At 41.6% G+C, this 20,559-nt stretch carries 18 protein-coding genes and 3 pseudogenes; 20 read left to right on the top strand and 1 reads right to left on the bottom strand.

The annotated features are described in order from the left end of the window. Positions 1-73 precede the first annotated feature (73 nt). From PGRAN_RS16395 to PGRAN_RS12555, 20 genes and pseudogenes are all read left to right on the top strand, one after another. Positions 74-262, top strand: a pseudogene (locus PGRAN_RS16395) (3D domain-containing protein); the annotation flags it as partial. Positions 263-399: 137 nt separating this feature from the next. Continuing rightward, positions 400-972 carry a ribonuclease M5 gene (gene rnmV / locus PGRAN_RS12645; RefSeq protein WP_036067520.1) on the top strand — a complete coding sequence of 191 codons (573 nt, stop codon included), beginning with the start codon at positions 400-402 and terminating at the stop codon, positions 970-972. Then, positions 965-1,849: a 16S rRNA (adenine(1518)-N(6)/adenine(1519)-N(6))-dimethyltransferase RsmA gene (gene rsmA, locus PGRAN_RS12640; protein ID WP_036067519.1), complete on the top strand. Its 885-nt coding sequence runs from the start codon at positions 965-967 to the stop codon at positions 1,847-1,849. Before rnmV ends, rsmA begins: the two co-directional genes overlap by 8 nt. Positions 1,850-1,971: 122 nt before the next feature. Then, positions 1,972-2,232, top strand: coding sequence for a biofilm formation stimulator Veg (gene veg / locus PGRAN_RS12635; protein ID WP_036067518.1), 261 nt, complete (start codon positions 1,972-1,974; stop codon positions 2,230-2,232). Between the two features lie 199 nt (positions 2,233-2,431). Then, on the top strand, positions 2,432-3,292 hold the full coding sequence (ispE, locus tag PGRAN_RS12630; RefSeq protein WP_036067528.1) for a 4-(cytidine 5'-diphospho)-2-C-methyl-D-erythritol kinase: 861 nt from the start codon (positions 2,432-2,434) through the stop codon (positions 3,290-3,292). A gap of 17 nt (positions 3,293-3,309) precedes the next feature. After that, positions 3,310-4,050, top strand: a complete 741-nt coding sequence (gene chbG, locus PGRAN_RS12625; RefSeq protein WP_051998635.1) for a chitin disaccharide deacetylase — start codon at positions 3,310-3,312, stop codon at positions 4,048-4,050. A gap of 139 nt (positions 4,051-4,189) precedes the next feature. Continuing rightward, positions 4,190-5,018 (top strand): annotated as a pseudogene (purR, locus tag PGRAN_RS12620) (pur operon repressor). A 255-nt stretch (positions 5,019-5,273) separates the two neighbouring features. Further along, positions 5,274-5,954: an efflux RND transporter periplasmic adaptor subunit gene (locus PGRAN_RS12615; protein ID WP_036067516.1), complete on the top strand. Its 681-nt coding sequence runs from the start codon at positions 5,274-5,276 to the stop codon at positions 5,952-5,954. A 28-nt stretch (positions 5,955-5,982) separates the two neighbouring features. After that, a complete protein-coding gene (locus PGRAN_RS12610) occupies positions 5,983-6,672 on the top strand; it encodes an ABC transporter ATP-binding protein (protein ID WP_149024061.1) in 690 nt (229 codons plus the stop codon). After that, a complete protein-coding gene (locus tag PGRAN_RS12605) occupies positions 6,669-7,862 on the top strand; it encodes an ABC transporter permease (protein ID WP_036067514.1) in 1,194 nt (397 codons plus the stop codon). The genes PGRAN_RS12610 and PGRAN_RS12605 overlap by 4 nt, the downstream gene beginning before the upstream one ends. Before the next feature lie 782 nt (positions 7,863-8,644). Continuing rightward, the gene (spoVG, locus tag PGRAN_RS12600; RefSeq protein WP_036067513.1) at positions 8,645-8,959 is read left to right on the top strand and encodes a septation regulator SpoVG; all 315 of its coding nucleotides are present in this window, start codon (positions 8,645-8,647) and stop codon (positions 8,957-8,959) included. Positions 8,960-9,097: 138 nt separating this feature from the next. Further along, entirely contained in the window at positions 9,098-9,409 is a 312-nt protein-coding gene (gene spoVG / locus PGRAN_RS12595) for a septation regulator SpoVG (protein WP_036067511.1), read from the top strand. A gap of 378 nt (positions 9,410-9,787) precedes the next feature. Then, positions 9,788-11,218 carry a bifunctional UDP-N-acetylglucosamine diphosphorylase/glucosamine-1-phosphate N-acetyltransferase GlmU gene (gene glmU / locus PGRAN_RS12590; RefSeq protein WP_051998634.1) on the top strand — a complete coding sequence of 477 codons (1,431 nt, stop codon included), beginning with the start codon at positions 9,788-9,790 and terminating at the stop codon, positions 11,216-11,218. Positions 11,219-11,309: 91 nt separating this feature from the next. Beyond that, positions 11,310-12,266 carry a ribose-phosphate diphosphokinase gene (locus PGRAN_RS12585; protein ID WP_036067509.1) on the top strand — a complete coding sequence of 319 codons (957 nt, stop codon included), beginning with the start codon at positions 11,310-11,312 and terminating at the stop codon, positions 12,264-12,266. Between the two features lie 319 nt (positions 12,267-12,585). Then, positions 12,586-13,298, top strand: a pseudogene (gene yycF, locus PGRAN_RS12580) (response regulator YycF). A 6-nt stretch (positions 13,299-13,304) separates the two neighbouring features. Continuing rightward, entirely contained in the window at positions 13,305-15,134 is a 1,830-nt protein-coding gene (gene walK, locus PGRAN_RS12575) for a cell wall metabolism sensor histidine kinase WalK (protein WP_036067507.1), read from the top strand. Continuing rightward, positions 15,131-16,426, top strand: a complete 1,296-nt coding sequence (locus PGRAN_RS12570) for a YycH family regulatory protein (protein ID WP_036067505.1) — start codon at positions 15,131-15,133, stop codon at positions 16,424-16,426. Before walK ends, PGRAN_RS12570 begins: the two co-directional genes overlap by 4 nt. Next, positions 16,426-17,271, top strand: coding sequence for a two-component system regulatory protein YycI (locus tag PGRAN_RS12565; protein WP_036067503.1), 846 nt, complete (start codon positions 16,426-16,428; stop codon positions 17,269-17,271). Before PGRAN_RS12570 ends, PGRAN_RS12565 begins: the two co-directional genes overlap by 1 nt. 110 nt (positions 17,272-17,381) lie before the next feature. Then, a complete protein-coding gene (locus tag PGRAN_RS12560) occupies positions 17,382-18,215 on the top strand; it encodes an MBL fold metallo-hydrolase (RefSeq protein ID WP_036067501.1) in 834 nt (277 codons plus the stop codon). Between the two features lie 106 nt (positions 18,216-18,321). Continuing rightward, a complete protein-coding gene (locus PGRAN_RS12555; protein WP_036067499.1) occupies positions 18,322-19,875 on the top strand; it encodes a trypsin-like peptidase domain-containing protein in 1,554 nt (517 codons plus the stop codon). A gap of 205 nt (positions 19,876-20,080) precedes the next feature. On the opposite strand, the gene PGRAN_RS12550 is transcribed toward PGRAN_RS12555, so the two are convergent. Continuing rightward, positions 20,081-20,467 (bottom strand): ACT domain-containing protein, encoded by a 387-nt coding sequence (locus PGRAN_RS12550; RefSeq protein WP_036067497.1) that lies wholly within the window; start codon positions 20,465-20,467, stop codon positions 20,081-20,083. Between the last annotated feature and the right edge of the window lie 92 nt (positions 20,468-20,559).

The raw sequence follows: 20,559 nt of genomic DNA, 5'->3' as shown, positions 1-20,559 counted from the left end.
ATCAACAGCTTATTCAGGTGGTGGTACAACAAGCAACAGGTAATACAACCTAACAGACAACGCTAAGGTTTAAAAGATAGTTGCTGTAGATCCAAGCGTTATCCCACTAGGCTCTAGAGTCTACGTATCTGGATACGGAGAAGCAATTGCCGGAGACACTGGTGGCGCGATTAAAGGAAATATCGTAGACGTATACTTCCCGAATGAAAGCCAATGTTATACTTGGGGTAGACGTCAAGTAACCGTAACAGTTTTAGATTAATAAGAATACAATGAAGCAGGATATAAGCCGCTAATAGGGCTGTATCCTGTTTTTTTATGTGTCCTCTATCATGATATTTAGCTTTTTCGGGTTTTATGGTATGATAGAAAGACTGAGTGAGAGAAGGGACGAATGGTATGGAGAAGTTAGTGATTCATGAGGTCATTGTAGTCGAAGGACGTGACGATACAACGGCGATACACCGCGCAGCCGATGCTGATACGATCGAGACGAATGGTTCGGCTCTATCTGCAACGACAATTGAAAAAATCCGCCATGCAAAAGAAAAACGAGGCGTCATCATTTTGACAGATCCAGACTTCCCTGGTGAGAAAATCCGCAAGCAAATCGATGCGGCAGTGCCAGGATGCCATCATGCTTTTATTAAACGAAGTGATGCCTTGCCAAAATACGGGCGTGGACTTGGTATAGAACATGCTAAGCCTGCGGTTATTCAAGAAGCCCTGCAACATTTCCATACGAGCGATGAGCGTACGACAACGAGTGACATCGACTATGAGCGCCTAGTTATGCTTGGTTTGATGGGTGGGGCTGGAGCCAAAGCAAAACGACAACGATTAGGAGAAATCCTTAAAATAGGTTATACGAATGGCAAACAATTGCAGGCTAGACTTCGCATGTTTGGCATTACAAGCGAACAATTTGAAGCCGCATGGGGCTTAATAGTGCAGGAGGAAACGAATGAGTAAAGATATCGCAACGCCGGGACGTACGAAGGAGATTTTAAAGAAGTATGATTTTCTTTTTAAGAAAAGCCTGGGTCAGAATTTTTTGATCGATAGTAATATTTTACGTCGGATTACGGAGACGGCTGAACTAGATAAAGAGACGGATGTGATTGAAATTGGACCAGGTATCGGTGCCTTGACGGAGCATTTGGCCCGGACATCACGCCGCGTCTTAGCATTTGAGATCGATCAGCGTTTGATGGCGATTCTGCCGGATACATTGGCGGCTTATGATAATGTGGACATCGTGAACGAAGACATTTTGAAAGTGGATGTTGGGGCGATGATTGAGGCGAACCTGGCAGAACGGACGAAGCCTGTGAAGGTCGTGGCGAACTTGCCGTATTACGTAACAACGCCAATTATTTTGCAGTTGCTTCATGAGGATTTACCGGTGTCTAGCATGACCTTTATGCTACAAAAAGAAGTCGCGGATCGTATTTCGGCAAAACCGAGCACGAAGGCTTACGGAAGCTTGTCGATCGCGATTCAGTACTACATGGAAACCGAACTATCTTTTATTGTTCCTAAAACGGTATTTATGCCGCAACCGAATGTGGATTCAGCAATTATCCATTTGAAAAGGCGAGAAGAACCACCCGCAAAAGTGAATGATGTCGATTTCTTTTTTGATATTACGCGTTCTGCATTTGCCCAAAGACGAAAAACGCTATGGAACAATTTAGTGAATCGCTTCCCTGAATTGAAGCCTCAAAAAGAAGAAGTAGAAGGAAAACTTGCCGAGCTTGGTATCGATGTGAAACGCCGTGGTGAAACGCTTTCGATCCCTGAATTTGCGACTTTAAGTAATTTTCTTGGCGGTTTCATGAGAAATTAGTGAAAAATCACTAAAAAAATGACCTTGCCGGTTGACAGAAGGGCGTTTCGCTGTTAAAATATTTGTTTATTGATTTTTAGGCCTTACTATGCTATACTGGAATTTAGTGAGGTGGAATATAAATGTCAAAAACTATTGCAAGCATCAAACAAAATCTTGAATCCAGACTTGGAACAAGACTAACTTTGAAAGCGAACGGCGGACGTAAGAAAACGATCGAGCGTTGTGGCGTTTTAGCTGAAACTTATCCATCAGTTTTCGTAGTGGAATTAGATCAAGACGAGAACAATTTTGAAAGAGTATCCTATAGTTATACAGACATTTTAACAGACACTGTAGAATTAGACTTTACTGATGATGTAAGTAAGGAATTAGCACTTTAATCACTGATATCTCAAGACCAGTTCTTTTTTGGAGAGCTGGTTTTTTGATGTGCATTGTTACATAATAATAGCTTTTCGTTTAGAAGTACATATTTACGTCGCTGTATGGTAAAATAAATGAAGAAGATTTTTGAGATGAGGATCCTTGGAAAATAAATGGTCGAACGACATTGGTTCCCTAAGAAAGGCTGTAGAAGCGATGAAAATAAATGTGAAAGCACCGGCGAAAATTAATTTATCATTGGATGCGCTATATAAAAGAAACGACAATTACCACGAACTCGAAATGGTGATGACAACGATTGACTTGGCGGATCGTCTGCAGTTAGTTTTACTGGAAAAGGATATCATCAAATTGGACGTAAAAGCACATTTTATCCCAGATGATAAACGGAACCTAGTTTACCAAGCGGCAGCGCTTCTAAAAGAGCGGTTTTCAGTGAAGCAAGGCGTAGCAATGACGCTCGATAAGAGTATTCCGGTTGCGGCAGGACTTGCAGGTGGCAGTAGTGACGCAGCCGCAGCGCTGAAAGGGTTGAATCAGCTGTGGGATTTGAATCTAACCATTGAGGAGTTAGCGGATCTTGGCGCAGAGCTCGGATCGGATATCCCATTTTGCTTGTACGGTGGTACGGCACTGGCAACTGGGCGCGGCGAAATTATTGAGCCGCTTCCGATGATGCCCAACTGCTGGATTGTGTTGGCCAAGCCGTCGATTAGCGTGTCGACACCTGGTGTTTACCGCGATTTGCGTGTCGGTGAGGTGACGCACCCAAATACGGCAGGAATGGTACAGGCGATTCGGGATAACAGTTTTGACGGAATTTGCGAGAATATCGGTAATGTCTTAGAGACGGTAACACTCGTGAAACATCCAGAAGTGAAGCGGATCAAAGAGAAGATGCTAGAGTTCGGCGCAGATACGGCTTTAATGAGCGGTAGTGGTCCGACAGTCTTCGCTCTTGTAAAGCAGTATTCCAGAGCTAAACGTGTCTATAACGGCCTGCGAGGCTTTTGTGAAGAAGTATATTTAGTAAGACCATGGCAAGAAGAAAAATAATGAGGGAGTCGATCATGATGAAAGTTATTTTTAATGCAGATGATTTTGGTTTGTCAAAAGGTGTCGTATATGGGATTTTGGAAGCTTACAAGAATGGTGTGGTCAAATCAACGACGATGCTTGCGAATTCACCAGCATTTGATTTAGGTGCAGAAATCGCGAAAGAAAATCCAGGGCTTGATATCGGTGCACATTTGACGCTAACGTTCGGTAGTCCACTTTTAAAAGATGTCCCAAGCTTGACGGCGGCATCGGGTAAGTTTTTGCCACAAGACGTTTTAAGAAGTTCAACTGCTACGCTGAATGCTGACGAGGTAGAACGCGAATTCACAGCTCAAATCGAAAAAATCCTAGCGGCAGGAATCCAGATCTCCCATTTTGACACCCATCATTTAATCGAACCTATCGTACTGCCAGTCCTGCAAAAACTTGCGAAGAAATATGGTGTTGGCCTACGTCGCTCTGTTCACGATGCCGATTACAAGGGTATTCCAACTACCGATCGCTTCTCTGATCAATTTTACGCAGAAGGTATTACAGCGGATGTAGTGAAGCAAGTGATTAAAGCACACGAAAATGATACGCAAACATTGGAGTTCATGTGCCATCCAGCGTTTATCGATGAAACCCTGTTATCCCTTAGCTCATACTCTGATTATCGCATAAAAGAACTAACATTTTTAACGTCTGATGAAGTCCTTTCTGCACTGACATCCGTTGGGGCAGAAGTGGTGAGCTTTAAAGAGGTCATGAAATAAGCAGATCGGTACGCGCGACATCTGTATTACTATCTTTTCCTCCAAAAAGCCTTTATAATAAAGTTAAACACGTACAAAAAGGGCGAAATAGGTTCTATTGTTTGGAAAAGCTATTTTTAAAAAGAGGAGAAGAAGTACAATGAAAATTCGGCGTAGTGAGCGTTTAATTGATATGACACAGTTTCTACTGAGCCATCCACGAAAACTAGTACCACTAACTTTATTTGCAGAACGTTACGGTTCCGCAAAATCATCGATTAGTGAAGACTTAGTAATTATAAAGAAGACATTTGAAGATCGAGGTATTGGCACGCTTGAGACCGTCCCTGGGGCTGCTGGTGGCGTGAAATACATTTCCATTGCTGATAACGCGGACGTGCTTGATTTCGTTCAGACGCTCTGTAATCGCATCGCAGAGCCTAACCGATTACTGCCAGGCGGATACTTATATTTATCGGATCTACTAGGCGAGCCTGTGACGCTAAGTCATATCGGCAAAATTTTAGCGACAAAATTCAATAAGCAGCGAATTGACGCGATTATGACGGTGGCGACAAAAGGCATTCCCATCGCGCAAGCTGTTGCTGAACACTTGAATGTCCCGTTTGTCATTGTGCGTCGTGATAGCAAGGTAACGGAAGGCTCGACGGTAAGTATCAATTACGTATCTGGTTCAAGCAAACGGATCGAGAAGATGGAATTATCCAAGCGGAGCCTGCCTGAGGGTTCGAATGTTGTTATCGTCGACGATTTCATGAAGGCTGGCGGAACGATTAATGGGATGAAGAACTTGTTAGAAGAGTTCAATGCGAAATTAGTCGGCATTGGTGTGTTGGTCGAGTCAGAGTACGCAGAAGAACGCCTAGTGGATGATTACGTCTCGTTAGTAAAAATTAAGAATGTGAACGTGAAAAGAAAAACAAATCGAAGTAGTAGAAGGAAATTATTTCAACTACCCGAATGAATAAAAGTAGACTAGAATCGAAGCGGCGTATCTTGCTGTCTTAGTATTCTAGTTTTTTTAATATGAATTGAATATGAACGAATAAATAAGACCTCCGTACGACTGGTTTTCATTTTAGGTGTGCTACAATAGTTACTTATAGAGAAGGCATGAACATTTTGGAAAGTGAATATTTGTGTTTATGAACTTTTTTTGAATGCTTAGTTACCTACATATGGGGACTGACAAACAATTACTTAATTTGGAAGGAGCAACACACATGAAGAAATGGGTAAAATGGTTGATCGCTCTCGTTATTATCGCGGCGATCGTAGTTGGAGCAGTACTATTCTTAGGCTCTAAATCAGGATCAGATACAGCAGCAACAAAAGATCTTGTAACGACGAAAGTAAAACAGGGGGACATGAAAATCAACGCGACAGCTACAGGGGCAATTGTTCCGCAAAACCAACAAGCGCCTGATTATAATGAGTTACAACTGCAAGTGCAGATGGACGAACTCGATGTTCCGAATGTGAAAGTCGATCAGGAGGCAAAAATATCTGTGACCGCGGTGCCTGATAAAACATACACAGGTAAAGTAAAAGAAATCGCAGAACAAGGAACAGTAATGAACGGTGTATCTTCTTTTCTAGTAACAATCACGATCGATGATACGACCAATTTGAAATCTGGGATGACAGCAGACGCATCGATTCTCGTGAACGAAAAGGCAAACGCGCTTTACGTCCCAATCGAAGCTGTTCAAAAAAATGATGACGGTAAATATTATGTGCTCGTTCCTAAAAAAGGGAAAAATGATACAACAAAAGAAGTGAAACAATACGTAACGACAGGACTTCACAATGAAGATAACATCGAGATCACGAAAGGTCTAGAAAAAGGCGATGAGGTCATTTTACCAACAAAAACGAAATCATCAGGACAGCCAGGATTTTAAAAACTAGACCAAACAAGGAGGTGATCACGTGATGAGTCCGCTTATTGATATGAAAAATTTGACAAAAACATACACGCTCGGTGGTGAGACATTTAAAGCATTAGATAATGTGACGCTAGCCGTTGAAAAAGGCGAATTTTTGGCGATTGTAGGACCTTCTGGCTCTGGTAAGTCGACCTTGATGAATATGATTGGTTGCTTAGATGTGCCAGACTCTGGTCAGTATCATTTAGATGGTGTCGATGTGGCAACGCTAAATGATAACAAATTATCAGCGATTCGCAATAAGAAAATTGGTTTCATTTTTCAACAATTTAATTTGTTGACGAAACTATCAGCTTTAGAGAACGTGGAATTACCGTTGATCTACGGCGGTATGAACGTGAATAAAAGACAAGAGATTGCGCTGGATTGTTTGAATAAAGTCGGTTTAACGGATAAGAAACAAAATCTACCGACACAACTTTCTGGAGGACAGCAGCAACGTGTAGCAATAGCTCGTGCACTTGCAGCAAATCCGCAAATTTTGTTGGCCGATGAACCAACAGGAGCACTCGATTCCAAAACGGGAAAAGAAGTCATGGCGATTTTGCAAGAACTAAATCGTGCTGGCAATACGATCGTTATGATCACGCATGATCTTGATATCGCGAATTATGGTACGAGAACGATTCGGATTCAAGATGGTCAACTTTTCAATGAGGGGGTAACGCAATGATCCTCCAAAGTATGAAAATGGCTTGGAAACAACTAAAAACAAGTAAGATGCGTTCTTTTTTGACGATGCTCGGAATTATTATCGGTGTTTCGTCGGTTATCCTGCTCGTCTCCCTTGGTAAAGGTGTGACAGATCAGGTAAACAGCCAGATGGGTGACCTCGGTTCTAATTTGGTGACAGTCATGAATACGTCAACGAATCCAAATGATAAGTTCACATACGATGACGTCTTGAAATACAAGAATATCGATGGTGTCAAAAGTATTTCTCCAGAACTCTCAGGACAGGTCAAAGCAACGTTTGATTACAAATCGAAGGACTTGAAACTGATCGGTACAAATGAGCAGTATAAAGATGCTCGAGGGCTGAAACTGGATGCCGGTCGATTCTTGCTTCCAATTGATGTGGAGTACGGTCAGAAAATCGCGGTTATTGGACCGAATGTAGCCAGTGATTTGTTTGGCTTTTCTGATCCTATCGGTGAATATATCCGTGTTAACGGTATGCCGTACAAAGTCGTCGGTGTACTTAAGGAAAAAGGTGCATCCATGATGGGCTCTAGTGATGATCAAATATTTGTCCCGTTATCCGCGGCACAGCGTTTACTAAAAGATACGAACGTTCGGACTTTCTACGTCGAAACAGACACAGCGGAGGATGTGGATCGGGTTGTTAATACGCTAGAATCACGCCTGTCCATTCATTTTAACTATAATGAGGCAGACTCGGCGAGCGGAGAAACAGCACCGTATCAAGTGATTAATCAGCAAGAGATTTTGAATGCCTTTGATACGATCAGCTCTACTTTGACAACGGCGCTTGGGGCCATTGCGGGTATCTCGCTAGTTGTCGGTGGTATTGGAATTATGAATATCATGCTTGTTTCCGTATCCGAAAGAACACGAGAAATTGGTATTCGAAAAGCACTAGGGGCGAAAAAACGAGATATTCTGACCCAGTTCTTGATTGAATCCATTGTTATAAGTGTCGTTGGAGGTTTGGTAGGTATTGCAATAGGTGTATCAGGAGCACTTGCTTTTGGATCGCTTGCGGGAATACCATCAGGCATAACGGCGCCAACAATCATTGGAGCTTTCCTATTTTCGATGCTTATCGGTGTTATATTCGGTATTACACCAGCGAATAAAGCGTCGAAATTACGACCAATTGATGCATTACGATCAGAATAATAGCAAGAAAAAGAGGATTTTATGTAAAAAAATCCTCTTTTTTTATTATGTAGCTTTTAAAGATTATGACAAAAAATACATTTTTTGATGCAAAAGGTCAGATTTTAGAGATAAAATGGGTTGTCATATATTTTTAATCTGTTTGTCATAATTGTGATGAGATTAGTGCCTATATTGACTGATATCATTTGCCTAATAGTATGTTATTGTACTGGAAATTGTATTATACCAATCTTTCACATGTATTATAATGGTTAGGCTAGCTTTGTCATAATTCCGCTTATTTTGTAAAAAAGATTAAAAAACAATGTGCAAAAATATGGGTAAAAGCTTGAATGCATAGGTTGTTTTGTACACAAAAAAACCGTCTTATTTTGATGGATAATTAAATTTGGTTATCTTGAAAAGGCTTATAAAACAAGTTAATAAATAAGGAAAGTGTAGTTTCAATGCAGGTTAAGGGGATGCATATAAATAATGGTTTAATTTAGTGTACAATAAAAACGTTATTTAAAACAATTCATTTTTGTCAATAAAAAATGTCTTATAATCACTATTTTTATGTACGAAGTCACAAAGTTGTCAAATTTAGCTTTTTTTATTATGATGTTGTTAGAGAAAAATTCTGGGCTTTCCTTTTTGGGAACGACGAGTGACTTTTACGATTGCTTGTTGTATGGGAGAAACGTCGATGGAACAATTCTCTAGTGTTATCTTTATGATGTTGCGTGCGTGCCCAGCAGGCAAGTAGCATGTCAACAAGAGCTAAGGTGGTGAAGAAAATGGAAATTACAGATGTGAGATTACGTCGAGTTGAGACTGATGGAAGAATGAAAGCTATTTCTTCAATTACTATTGACGGTGAATTCGTAGTACACGACATTCGCGTGATTGATGGTAATGACGGATTATTTGTAGCAATGCCTAGTAAACGTACTCCTGATGGAGAGTTTCGTGACATCGCACACCCAATTAATTCGGATACTCGTGCTAAAATTCAGGACGCTGTTTTAGTTGCTTATGCAGAAGCTGACGAAGTTGTTAGTGAGGATGCTGAGGTTGCTGCCGGAACAGAAGAAGAAGGAAATGAAGAATAAACACTACTTTTTATAGGAGCTGGGTGGATACTTGTTGTAAATAGCGGATCTAAAGGGAAACCAAGTTTGTCCCAAATAACAAGATGAAATAACCCGAAGAACTATGAGAAGACAAAATGGGATAAGGAGTGACTAATAATGCAAGTAACTGATGTGAGATTACGTCGTGTAGAAACTGATGGAAGAATGAGAGCTATTGCTTCTATAACTTTAGATGAGGAATTTGTTGTTCATGATATTCGTGTCATCGACGGCAACAACGGTTTATTCGTAGCAATGCCAAGTAAACGTGGCGTTGACGGTGAATTCCGTGATATCGCCCACCCAATCAATTCTGATACTCGTGGAAAAATCCAAGAGGTAGTGCTAGCTGAATACGTTCGCGTAGGCGAAGAAGAATCTAGCGCTGTTTCAGAAGACGTAGCAGTAGAAGAAGTCACTGCTGAATAATAATGATATAATCCAAACAACCAGCGGCATGCTGGTTGTTTTTTTATGTATGTTTAGCAGAATTCACGTTCTACCTGAAAGAAATGAGACGCGTGATTTTCTGCTTATTTTGTGTGAAAAGGTTCTCTAGGGTTTAGACAAAATTATGACGGAATAATTTGTTAATTCAATTGAGGAGTGGTAGATAGGATTAAGGAAGATATGTCTTAAATGGCAAGGTGTATCTTTTCATACATAGTTAAACTTCTGTTTGAGAATGATAGATTGCTAGCATCAATTAGTACAAATTTTTACTCGGTCCATTTACATCTTGAAAAAAAGCTTTATTTACGGTATTATTCATTATGAAGAATAGTGGATAATTGGAGGGTCTTGTCAATGATGAATAGATATGCGGTTGTGTTAGCGGCTGGGCAAGGTACAAGAATGAAGTCGAAGCTTTATAAGGTTTTGCATCCGGTATGTGGGAAGCCGATGGTAGAGCATGTGGTAGACCAAATTAGCCAACTTGAGCCTGAAGAAATTGTGACAATTGTTGGACACGGTGCGGAACAAGTGCAGACCCATTTGCAAAATAGAAGTGTGTTTGCGTTGCAAGAAGAGCAACTGGGGACCGCCCACGCTGTTTTACAAGCGAAAGAGGTACTAGGTGACAAAGAAGGCGTAACGCTTGTTGTATGCGGTGATACACCGCTTATTCAAGGGCATACGATGGAAGCTCTTATGAAATACCATCATGAAAAGCGCGCGAAAGCAACTATTTTAACAACTGTTTTAGACAATCCAGCTGGGTATGGACGGATTATTCGTGATGACCTTGGCATTGTAGAAAAAATTGTTGAGCAAAAAGATGCTTCAGAAAAAGAGCAACGCGTGAATGAAATCAACACAGGGACTTATTGCTTTGATAACCAAGCGTTATTTGAGGCGCTCGCGAAAGTTTCGAATGAGAATGCGCAAGGTGAATACTATTTACCAGACGTGATCAAAATTTTAAAAGATGAAGATGAAGTGGTTGCAGCTTACCGAATGGAAAACGCGAAGGAATCGCTTGGCGTTAATGACCGCGTTGCTTTGGCGGAAGCGCAAGAAATTATGCGTCACCGAATCAATGAGAAACACATGCGAAATGGCGTAACTTTGATTGATCCAGCTAACACATATATCGATGTGGACGTTGAAATTGGCCAAGATACGATCATTGGACCGAATGTGGCGATTCACGGTAAAACAGTTATTGGTGCGGATTGTGAGATCACCGGAGCTAGCGTACTGGATAATGCTATTTTAGGGGAACGTGTGGAAGTAAGGCATTCTTCTATCTATGATAGCAAAGTTGGCGATGATGTACAGGTAGGTCCTTATTCGCATCTGCGCCCTGAATCTGAGATCAGCGAAGGCGTGAAAATCGGTAATTTTGTAGAAACGAAGAAAGCGACAATCGGCAAGAATTCGAAGATCCCGCATTTTATTTATATGGGTGACGCGGAAATTGGTGAAAATGTTAACATTGGTTGCGGCTCCATTGCTGTAAACTATGATGGTAAAAATAAAGCGAAAACGATTATTGGCGATGATGTCTTTATTGGTTGCAATTCTAATTTGGTAGCACCAGTAAAAGTTGGCAATCGTGCGTTCGTTGCAGCGGGCACGACGGTTACAAAAGACGTGCCAGAAGATGCCTTAGCAATCTCCCGTGTGAAACAGGAAAATAAAGAAGGTTATGCAAAAAAAATTAAATTTTGGGAAGTAAGAAGTTTTAACAACATTAAATTTTATACAAAAAGGGATATTGAACGCATTTTTTGATCCTTTGCATATGGAGTTGTGCGTTCTAAAAAACAGCTCCAAAACAATCTATGAACTAAAAAATTATATAAAATCTATGTGGAGGCTGATTATGTCTAACGATTATTTTGATCCGAAGTTAAAAATTTTCTCTTTGAATTCCAACCAAGCACTAGCGGCGGAAATCGCGGAAGTGGCAGGAATTAATTTAGGGAAGTCCAGCGTGACCCATTTTAGTGATGGCGAAATTCAGATTAATATTGAAGAAAGTATCCGTGGTTGTCATGTCTATGTCGTACAATCCACTGGTTTTCCAGTAAACCAAAATCTGATGGAACTTTTGATCATGATTGATGCACTTAAGAGAGCTTCAGCAAAAACAATTAATATTGTGATGCCGTATTATGGTTATGCTCGTCAAGACCGTAAAGCGCGCAGCCGTGAGCCGATTACGGCAAAACTCGTAGCGAATCTGATTGAAAAAGCAGGAGCTACACGCATGATTACACTAGACCTTCATGCACCACAAATTCAAGGTTTCTTTGATATTCCGATTGATCACTTGAACGCAGTTCGTTTGTTATCCAACTATTTCAGCTCGCACCATATCGACGAAGATTTGGTTGTTGTATCGCCAGACCATGGTGGTGTGACGAGAGCCCGCAAAATGGCAGATCGTTTAAAAGCGCCCATTGCCATTATTGATAAACGTCGCCCGCGTCCCAACGTGGCTGAAGTAATGAACATCGTGGGTAATGTGGAAGGTAAGGTAGCTATTTTAATTGATGATATTATTGATACCGCAGGGACGATCACGCTTGCTGCGAACGCTTTGATTGAGAGCGGAGCAACGAAAGTATATGCATGTTGCTCGCACCCCGTCTTATCTGGGCCAGCGATAGAACGTATCAACAACTCAGCGATTGAGAAGTTGATCGTTACCAATTCACTTGTACTACCAGAAGACAAGTGGATCGATAAAATTGAACAATTATCAGTGGGACCATTACTTGGCGAAGCAATTGTTCGTGTACACAAGAATGAATCAGTGAGTCCGCTTTTTGATTAAATAGGAATAATAAAGAGTTACTAGTCTCAGCGCTAGTTAACTTTTTTTGTGAGGTTATTCAAGCGGAATTTAACAATATGGCTATAATATGGGTTCCTTTTTTAATTAGTTATTAGTTAGAAAACGCTAACTTTTCCTAACAACAGTATATATGCTATAATGAGTACGTGCATACATAACTGATGGCATCTAAGAATGTAAGCACACAATGTGAGTATGTGAGACACTGAGACCTATAATATAAAACTTTGATATGTCTGTAAGATGAAAAGAAGATCGTTTTAATTGCGATTTTATAAATGGGAGGACTGAAAACGATATGGCAGAGAAAAAAATTCTGGTTGTAGATGATGAAAAACCGATAGCTGATATTGTGAAATTTAATTTGAATAAAGAGGGCTTTGATGTTTATTGCGCATATGATGGTGATGAGGCGATTGAGCTTGTGGAAGAAATCCAACCTGATTTGATTTTATTAGATATTATGTTACCTGGTCGCGATGGGATTGAAGTGTGCCGTGAAGTACGTAAGAAATATGATATGCCAATTATTATGGTGACGGCCAAGGATTCTGAAATTGACAAGGTACTTGGACTAGAACTAGGCGCGGATGATTATGTGACAAAACCATTTAGCAATCGAGAGTTGATTGCTCGTGTTAAGCTAATTTACGCCGTCATAGTTCAACTGCGAATGCCACATCAGAGGCGGAAGAAAATAGCGAACTGGAGGTAGGTTCGCTTATTATTCATCCGGATGCTTATGTGGCATCGAAACGCGGTGAGACGATTGAGCTGACTCATCGTGAATTTGAATTACTGCATTATTTAGCGAAACACATGGGGCAGGTCATGACGCGGGAGCATTTGTTACAGACCGTTTGGGGTTATGATTATTTTGGCGATGTACGTACGGTGGATGTGACTGTTCGTCGTTTACGTGAGAAAATCGAGGATAATCCGAGTCATCCAGCATGGCTTGTAACACGACGGGGAGTAGGCTATTATTTACGAAATCCCGAGCAGGAGTAGAAGATTATGCGGAGAATGAAGTTTTTTCAATCGGTCCAATTTAGGTTTGTAATGATTTATCTACTGCTTATTTTAGTAGCGATGCAGGTTATTGGCGCTTATTTTGTGCGGGAATTGCAGGATCAGTTGGAGAAGAACTTTAAAACAGCGATTACCAACAGTGTGAATTTGCTAGAATATAATGTTCGTGAAGAGATGTTGAAATATACGAATGATGACCAGACGAAACTCGAGAGCGACATCCAAGCTATGTTGCTCGATTTCGTTCGTGGTAGTAATGATTTTGAAGATGTATTAGTCGTGGACAACAAAATGAAGATCATCGGGACGTCGGATGTGGACAATCAAGGTATTGTTGGGCAGGTTTCGACGAATAAGATGATCAAAAATACAATAAATAGCGGGAATGGCGAAAATAAAATCTTCATGGGGAAAAATCCAAAACGGCAAATTTGGGTGGATGTTTCTCCGATTACTTCAAAAGGAGAGGTTATTGGCGCCATCTATTTGGCTACGGATATTGAGTCGGTTTATGAGCAGGTTGATAGTATTACGAGTATTTTCATAACTGGGACGCTCCTCGCGATGATTATTACGGCGATACTGGGAATTTTACTGTCGCGAACGATTACGAAGCCTATTACGGATATGAAACGGCAGGCTTTTGCGATGGCGCGTGGAAACTATACGCGTAAGGTAAAAGTATACGGCATGGATGAAATCGGGCAATTGGCGGAGTCGTTTAATGCGCTCACGAAACGGGTGCAAGAGGCGCAAGCGATGACGGAAGGGGAACGACGGAAGTTGTCGTCGGTACTTTCTTATATGACGGATGGCGTGATTGCAACGGATCGCCGCGGTAAGGTGATTTTGATTAATACGCCAGCTGAGAAAATGTTGAAAGCGGCCCATGAAAGTGCGAATGGGAAACCAATCATTGACGTACTCGGAGTTTCCGAAGAGTATTCATTTGATGATTTGATGGAGCTAGAAGAGCCGTTAACAATGGATCGCAGTACGTTTGAGGAACCGTATGTATTACGGGCTAATTTGTCGGTAATCCAGCGGGAAACTGGTTTTGTCAACGGGATTATTGCTGTTTTGCATGATATTACCGATCAGGAAAAAGTGGATCAGGAACGTCGCGACTTTGTATCGAATGTGTCGCATGAGCTCAGGACGCCACTCACCAGTATGCGCAGTTATCTAGAAGCGCTCAGTGATGGGGCTTGGCGTGATGAAGAGATTGCTCCACGTTTCTTAGAAGTAACGCAAAGTGAGACGGAGAGAATGATTCGCTTGGTGAATGATCTCTTGAAACTGTCACGGATGGACAGCGGTCGTACGAATTTGGAGAAGAGTTTTGTGAATTTTAACGACTTCTTTAATCATATTATTGATCGGTTTGAAATGATGAAGCAGGATGATATTACGTACAAGCGTCATTTTACGCGTGAACCGGTTATTATTGAAATTGATGAGGATAAGATTATGCAGGTAATGGATAACATTATCTCGAATGCAAATAAATATTCACCAGATGGTGGCAGAATCAGTTTCTACTTGCGCAAGCGTGAGGATGAGATAGAGATTAGTATTAGTGATGAAGGTATGGGAATTCCTGAGGAGGACTTGACGAAAGTGTTTGATCGGTTCTTCCGTGTGGATAAGGCGAGGTCACGGGAAATGGGTGGAACAGGTCTAGGACTTGCGATTGCGCGCGATGTCATTACAGCACATGGGGGCGAGATTTGGGCCGAGCGTAACCGTGGCAAAGGAACAACGATTTCGTTTACATTGCCATACAATGATTTACCGGAGGATGATTGGGAATGAAAGGTACAAAAATAAGAGGTATTATCCTCACCGTTCTTGTAGTTATTAGTGTTTTCCTAAGTTATAGCCTCTGGAAAGTGCAGCCAGATTATGAAGTCATTGATAATGAAACGGTGAAAAAAGAGCAGATTGCAAAATTAAGGCAACCGGAACAGGTTTTTAGACCGACCGTGGTGTATTTGCATCAAAATGAGAGTAATTACGTGACGCAAAATTTAACGATGATCAACGCACTTGTGAAAGCTGGTACGACGTTTGATTTCTCTGAATTGGTACGAACGGATAAAATGAATGCAAGCTATCAGGAAATGATGCATCAGGATGATTCGGTGGAGCTTGTTTTTCCGAATGCTGTACCGCTTTCGATCTATAGTCAGGTTTTCAGGTTGAAAGGTGATAATTTTGATTTGAATTCGTTTAATCGGATTACGTTTAATTTGACCAAGTCGGAAAATGGCTTGTTCTCAGTTTATTACGGCAATGATTCGAATAATCAAATTTATCAAGGTTCGATTCAGCAGGATCAAGTGAATATGTTGAAGCAAATTTTGACGGAGCAGAAAACTGTTTTAGAGCCAGTGGATGAGGTTTATAAAAATAAACAGTACTTATTTCTAAGTGATGCGCCAGTGAAGTTGAGACAGCAGCAGTATGTGATTGAGACGATCGATATTGGCTTGTTTAAAAATGCTTTATTTGGTGATGGTAGCAAGGTGAAGGGGCAAGATAACTCATTTACCAATGGTTCGAGTTCGATGACGATAAATCCAGATGCGAAGGTGTTGACCTATGTTGATCCAGCGCAGGAACGAAGGGATACGTCGCAGCTAAGCAGTGCAATGAAGTCGGAGCAAATTCAGGCGAGCTTTAATTTTATTAATGATCATTGGGGTTGGACTGGAAACTATTATTATTCGGGCTATGCAGCGGATAGTTCGACGACGGCGTTTTCCTTATTTGTGCAGGGGTTACCTGTGTTTAATGACGATGGTATGTCGCAGATCTTGGTTTCGGAAGGGACGGAAAGTGTGTATAAATATCAGCGTCCGTTTTTTAAACTAGGTGCGCAAATTACAACGGAGTCAAAAGAAGTGACGTTGCCGAGTTCGGTGAGCGTTTACGAAAATCTAATTAAGACAGTGGAACCCAATGATATTCAAATGATTGTTCCGGGGTATGTGATGGGATACGAGCAGAATAATAATAGTTACAATCGTGTCGTGGAATTGAAGCCGGCGTGGTTTTACAAGTATAATGGTACTTGGACTCCTGTAGTGGGAGGCGAATCGTAATGGATTGGAAGAAAACAGAAACCATCTTTATTATCGCCTTTTTAATTTTAGATATTTTCTTATTGGTGTTGTTCATAGATTCTAGAATGTCTTCTGCACCAACCCCGCTTGTTAGTCAAACGTTGGAAGAAAAGCTGAAATCAGAAAATATTACGTATGGCAAAATTCCGTCTAATCCAGAGAAAGGTTCCTATTTATCCACGGAGCCGATTGCTTTTACGCAGAAAGATATCAATGGTTTGAAAGGGCAAAAAATTTCGGTTATGAATGCGGATCAGCGTATTTATTCAGTGCTAACCAAACCTGTGAAAATTGATCCTGAGAAGTATGGTGCAGACTTGTTGCCATTTTTGAAGCGTGATGTTTTTGAAGGGGATCGGTATACGTATTGGAGTTATAATGCTGATAGGCGTGAGATGACGTTTAATCAGAAAATTGATGGACGGCCTGTGTTGTTTAATACGAATGGGCAGATTGTGTTTAATTTGAATAAGGATAATGAGGTTATTTCCTATCAGCAAACGATGCTTGGTGATACGCAGCTGTTCGATGAAAAAGATGATGTGATTTCAGGAACGGATGCGCTGGAGGTACTTCATCAGCATGGTGACTTGAAACAGAATAGTAAGATTGTGAATACGACGCTTGGTTATTATAATTTGGTTAGTTTGCCAAGTTCAGATGTGTACTTGCCGGTTTGGGCGTTTGAAGTGAAACACGATAAGCAGACGACGTTCCTCCTTGTGAATGGATTGGAGGGGTCTGTTATTAATACGAGTGATGAACAGACGAATACTCAGAGGCAATCAGCAGTGAGCTTGCACAATGAGGAGTTGTCTAGCTAAACTAGGAAAGAGGAGAACCTTGATTCACAAAGGGGATCTCCTTTTTTCGTGCATTTGTGCTTTTTTAGTTGTACAATAAGATTATGGAATTTTAAGGGGGCTTGTGAAAAATGTTTGCAAAGGAAATCAAGATAGCAAGTCAGGCAACGGATCAGCTCCGCTTTAGTATATTAGCAAGTGGCAGTTCCGGGAATGCGACGTTGATTGAGACGGCGGATCAGACGATTTTAGTGGATTGTGGTTTGAGTGGCAAGAAGATTGAGCATTTGTTTAGCGAAGTTGGACGTAGTATGGCGGATGTGGATGCGATTTTAGTGACGCATGAGCATGTGGATCATATTAAAGGACTTGGCGTGTTGGCGCGGCGTTACGAGGTACCAGTTTACGCGAATGCTAAAACGTGGGCTGCAATGGAAACGACGATTGGTGAAATAAATAGTGAGCAGAAGTTTCAGTTTGACATGGAGACGGTAAAATCATTTGGGAGCCTGCAAGTGGAATCATTTGGTGTTTCACATGATGCGGCTGAACCGATGTTTTATATTTTTCACAGTGGAAAGAAAAAGTTCGTCATGATTACGGATACAGGCTATGTAAGTGACCGCATGAAGGGGCATATTGCGAACGCGGATGCATACCTTTTTGAGAGCAATCATGATGTGGAAATGCTACGGATGGGGCGTTATCCGTGGAATGTGAAGCGTCGTATTTTGGGTGATGAAGGTCACGTTTCGAATGAGGATGCTGCCATTGCGATGAGCGAAGTGATTGGGGACGCGACGAAGCGGATTTATCTTGGGCATTTGAGCAAAGATAACAACATGAAGGATTTGGCGAGAATGGCAGTTTCGCAAACGTTGGCTGGTGAGGGTATCATCGTCGGTGAACAAGTGGACCTTTTTGATACCGATCCAGAGGTTCCGACCTCCATTTTTACGATTTAATGTGAGTTATAGCAAAAATTTTAATAAAATTTCATAGTTTTTTCATAATTAGGGTATAGAATAGCTCTATGGACACGTCTACAATTTGGAAAGGGATGAATAATGCATGGATGAGAAAAACAAAGACTTGGAAACACATAATGATGAACTAGCAAGTGGGGCTTCTCCTGAGAAGTTACCGGAGTCACAATCTTACGAAAAATCTGAACCAACTGGGGATGCGGCGGTACATACGTCACCTGAGCCGCAAGTTGCACGTGATATCCCAGTCGAAGCTGTGCATTCTGCAGAAGGTGAACCATTTGCAACGGCAACGAAAGAAGAGGCTGAAGCGAGTTCAACGCATGCTTTCTTTGATGCTGCGGCTAGTGAACCGGAAGTAAAGCCGGCGCCGACAAACAGTGATGGTGGGAATAATGTTGTTCCACCGGTCCCTCCAACGCGTACTGGCGGAGGCGGAAATGGTAGTGAGCCACCTAAAAAAGAAGGTAAGAAGAAAACGATGCTAGCGGTCTTTTTAACAGGGCTTCTGGGTGTCTTAATCGGTGCTTTGATCGTGCTGGGCTTCTCATGGGGCGCGCTTCATGATGATAATACGAACACGACTTCAAACACAACATCTACTGGTAGCGGCGAAACGAAAAAAGTAACCGTTGAAAATACGACGAGCACGACAAAAGCGCTTGAAAAAGTACAGGATTCTGTTGTGAGTGTCTTGAATTACCAAGCTGGAACATCGATTAGTACAGATGCATCAGCGGAAGCAGAGGCTTCATCCGGATCTGGTGTTGTATATAAGAAATCGAATGGTAAAGCCTACATCGTGACGAATAATCATGTTGTAGAAGGTGCCAATAAATTAGAAGTGAAGTTTTCGAATGGTAAGAAATCGGAAGCGAAACTTGTTGGAACTGACAAATGGAATGACTTGGCGGTTCTTGAGATTAGTGATAAATATGTGACGAAGATTGCTGAGTTTGGTAATTCTGATGCGCTGAAAGTCGGCGAAACGGCGATTGCAATTGGTAGTCCACTTGGAACTGAATTTGCTGGAACGGTAACGGAAGGTATTATTTCTGGTTTAAATCGTACGGTGCCTGTTGATACGAACGGTGATGGTACGGAGGATTGGGAAGCTGAGGTTATTCAAACCGATGCTGCGATTAACCCTGGGAACAGTGGTGGTGCGCTAGTCAATATTGAAGGCCAAGTTATCGGTATTAATTCGATGAAGATTTCGACGGAAAATGTGGAAGGCATCGGTTTTGCGATTCCAATTAATACGGTTGAGCCAATTATTGAGCAATTAGAGAAAAATGGAGAAGTGGAGCGTCCATCGCTTGGAGTGACATTGCGTGACGTAGATACGATTCCAGAAGTGCAACAACAGCAAGTATTGAAATTACCAGATGGCGTGGATTATGGTGCGATGGTACAACAAGTCGTTTCTGGTTCTTCCGCTGACAAAGCTGGTTTGAAAGAATATGATGTTATCGTTGAAATGAACGGTAAAAAAGTAACAAACTCGATGACACTACGCCAAATTCTATATTCGAACGATGTCAAGGTTGGCGATAAGATGGAAGTGAAGTATTATCGTGACGGTAAGAAGGAAACAACGACGGTGACACTTGCTGCTGCTACCTCCACCAACCAGTAACGCAAGAGGCGCAAAGGACCGAGAAACGCTCATCTGCGTCGTTAAAGGCTCCGTTCCGGTGCCTCTTGTACAGGTCGTACATTCCGCTCCGGTACTCGCCTTTGCCTAGCAGCTAAGCATTTCTCGGTCCTTGCTGATTTAGCGGTGAATGCGAGATTTCATAGGAAAACACGATTCTCTAAAACCAGGGAATCGTGTTTTTTTGTTATGTTGTGATTTGGTGGCCGGCGGTTGTTAGAGTCGTGACCGCGAGTTCTAGATTGGCTTGCTTCATGAGGATGTAGTCGGTGTTGTAGGTGGAGACAGCGAAGATGCTGATTTCTTTTTCGGCGAGTGGGGTAGCTATTTTGTGTAGGATGCCGGTTAGGGAGAAGTCGAGGATTCCTTCGATTTTTAGGAGGAACCAGTCGGATTCTATGGATTGAGCTTCTGTCGCGTCAAGGTGCTCGGTTGGCATGATGATGGAGCATTCTTCGTCGGTGTAAGTGATGCTTTTGAACGTTGCCTTATCGGTTTGGAACCAGGTCGGAACTGGAAAATCTGGTTGGAATTTTGCGATGGTGTAGTTGGTTTTGTCTAGTTTTAGTTTCATTGGGAAACATCTCCTTTTTTATAAGCGTATCATGAATTTTTGTGGGTTGCAAAAAGTTTTGACAGATGGGGGTTCGGGTGGTAAAGTTAAGG

The sequence above is a fragment of the Listeria grandensis FSL F6-0971 genome (genome assembly GCF_000525835.1).
Classification (GTDB): Bacteria; Bacillota; Bacilli; order Lactobacillales; family Listeriaceae; genus Listeria_A; species Listeria_A grandensis.
Note: the sequence above shows the minus strand (reverse complement) of the source record. Positions and strands in the feature narration are given on the sequence as shown.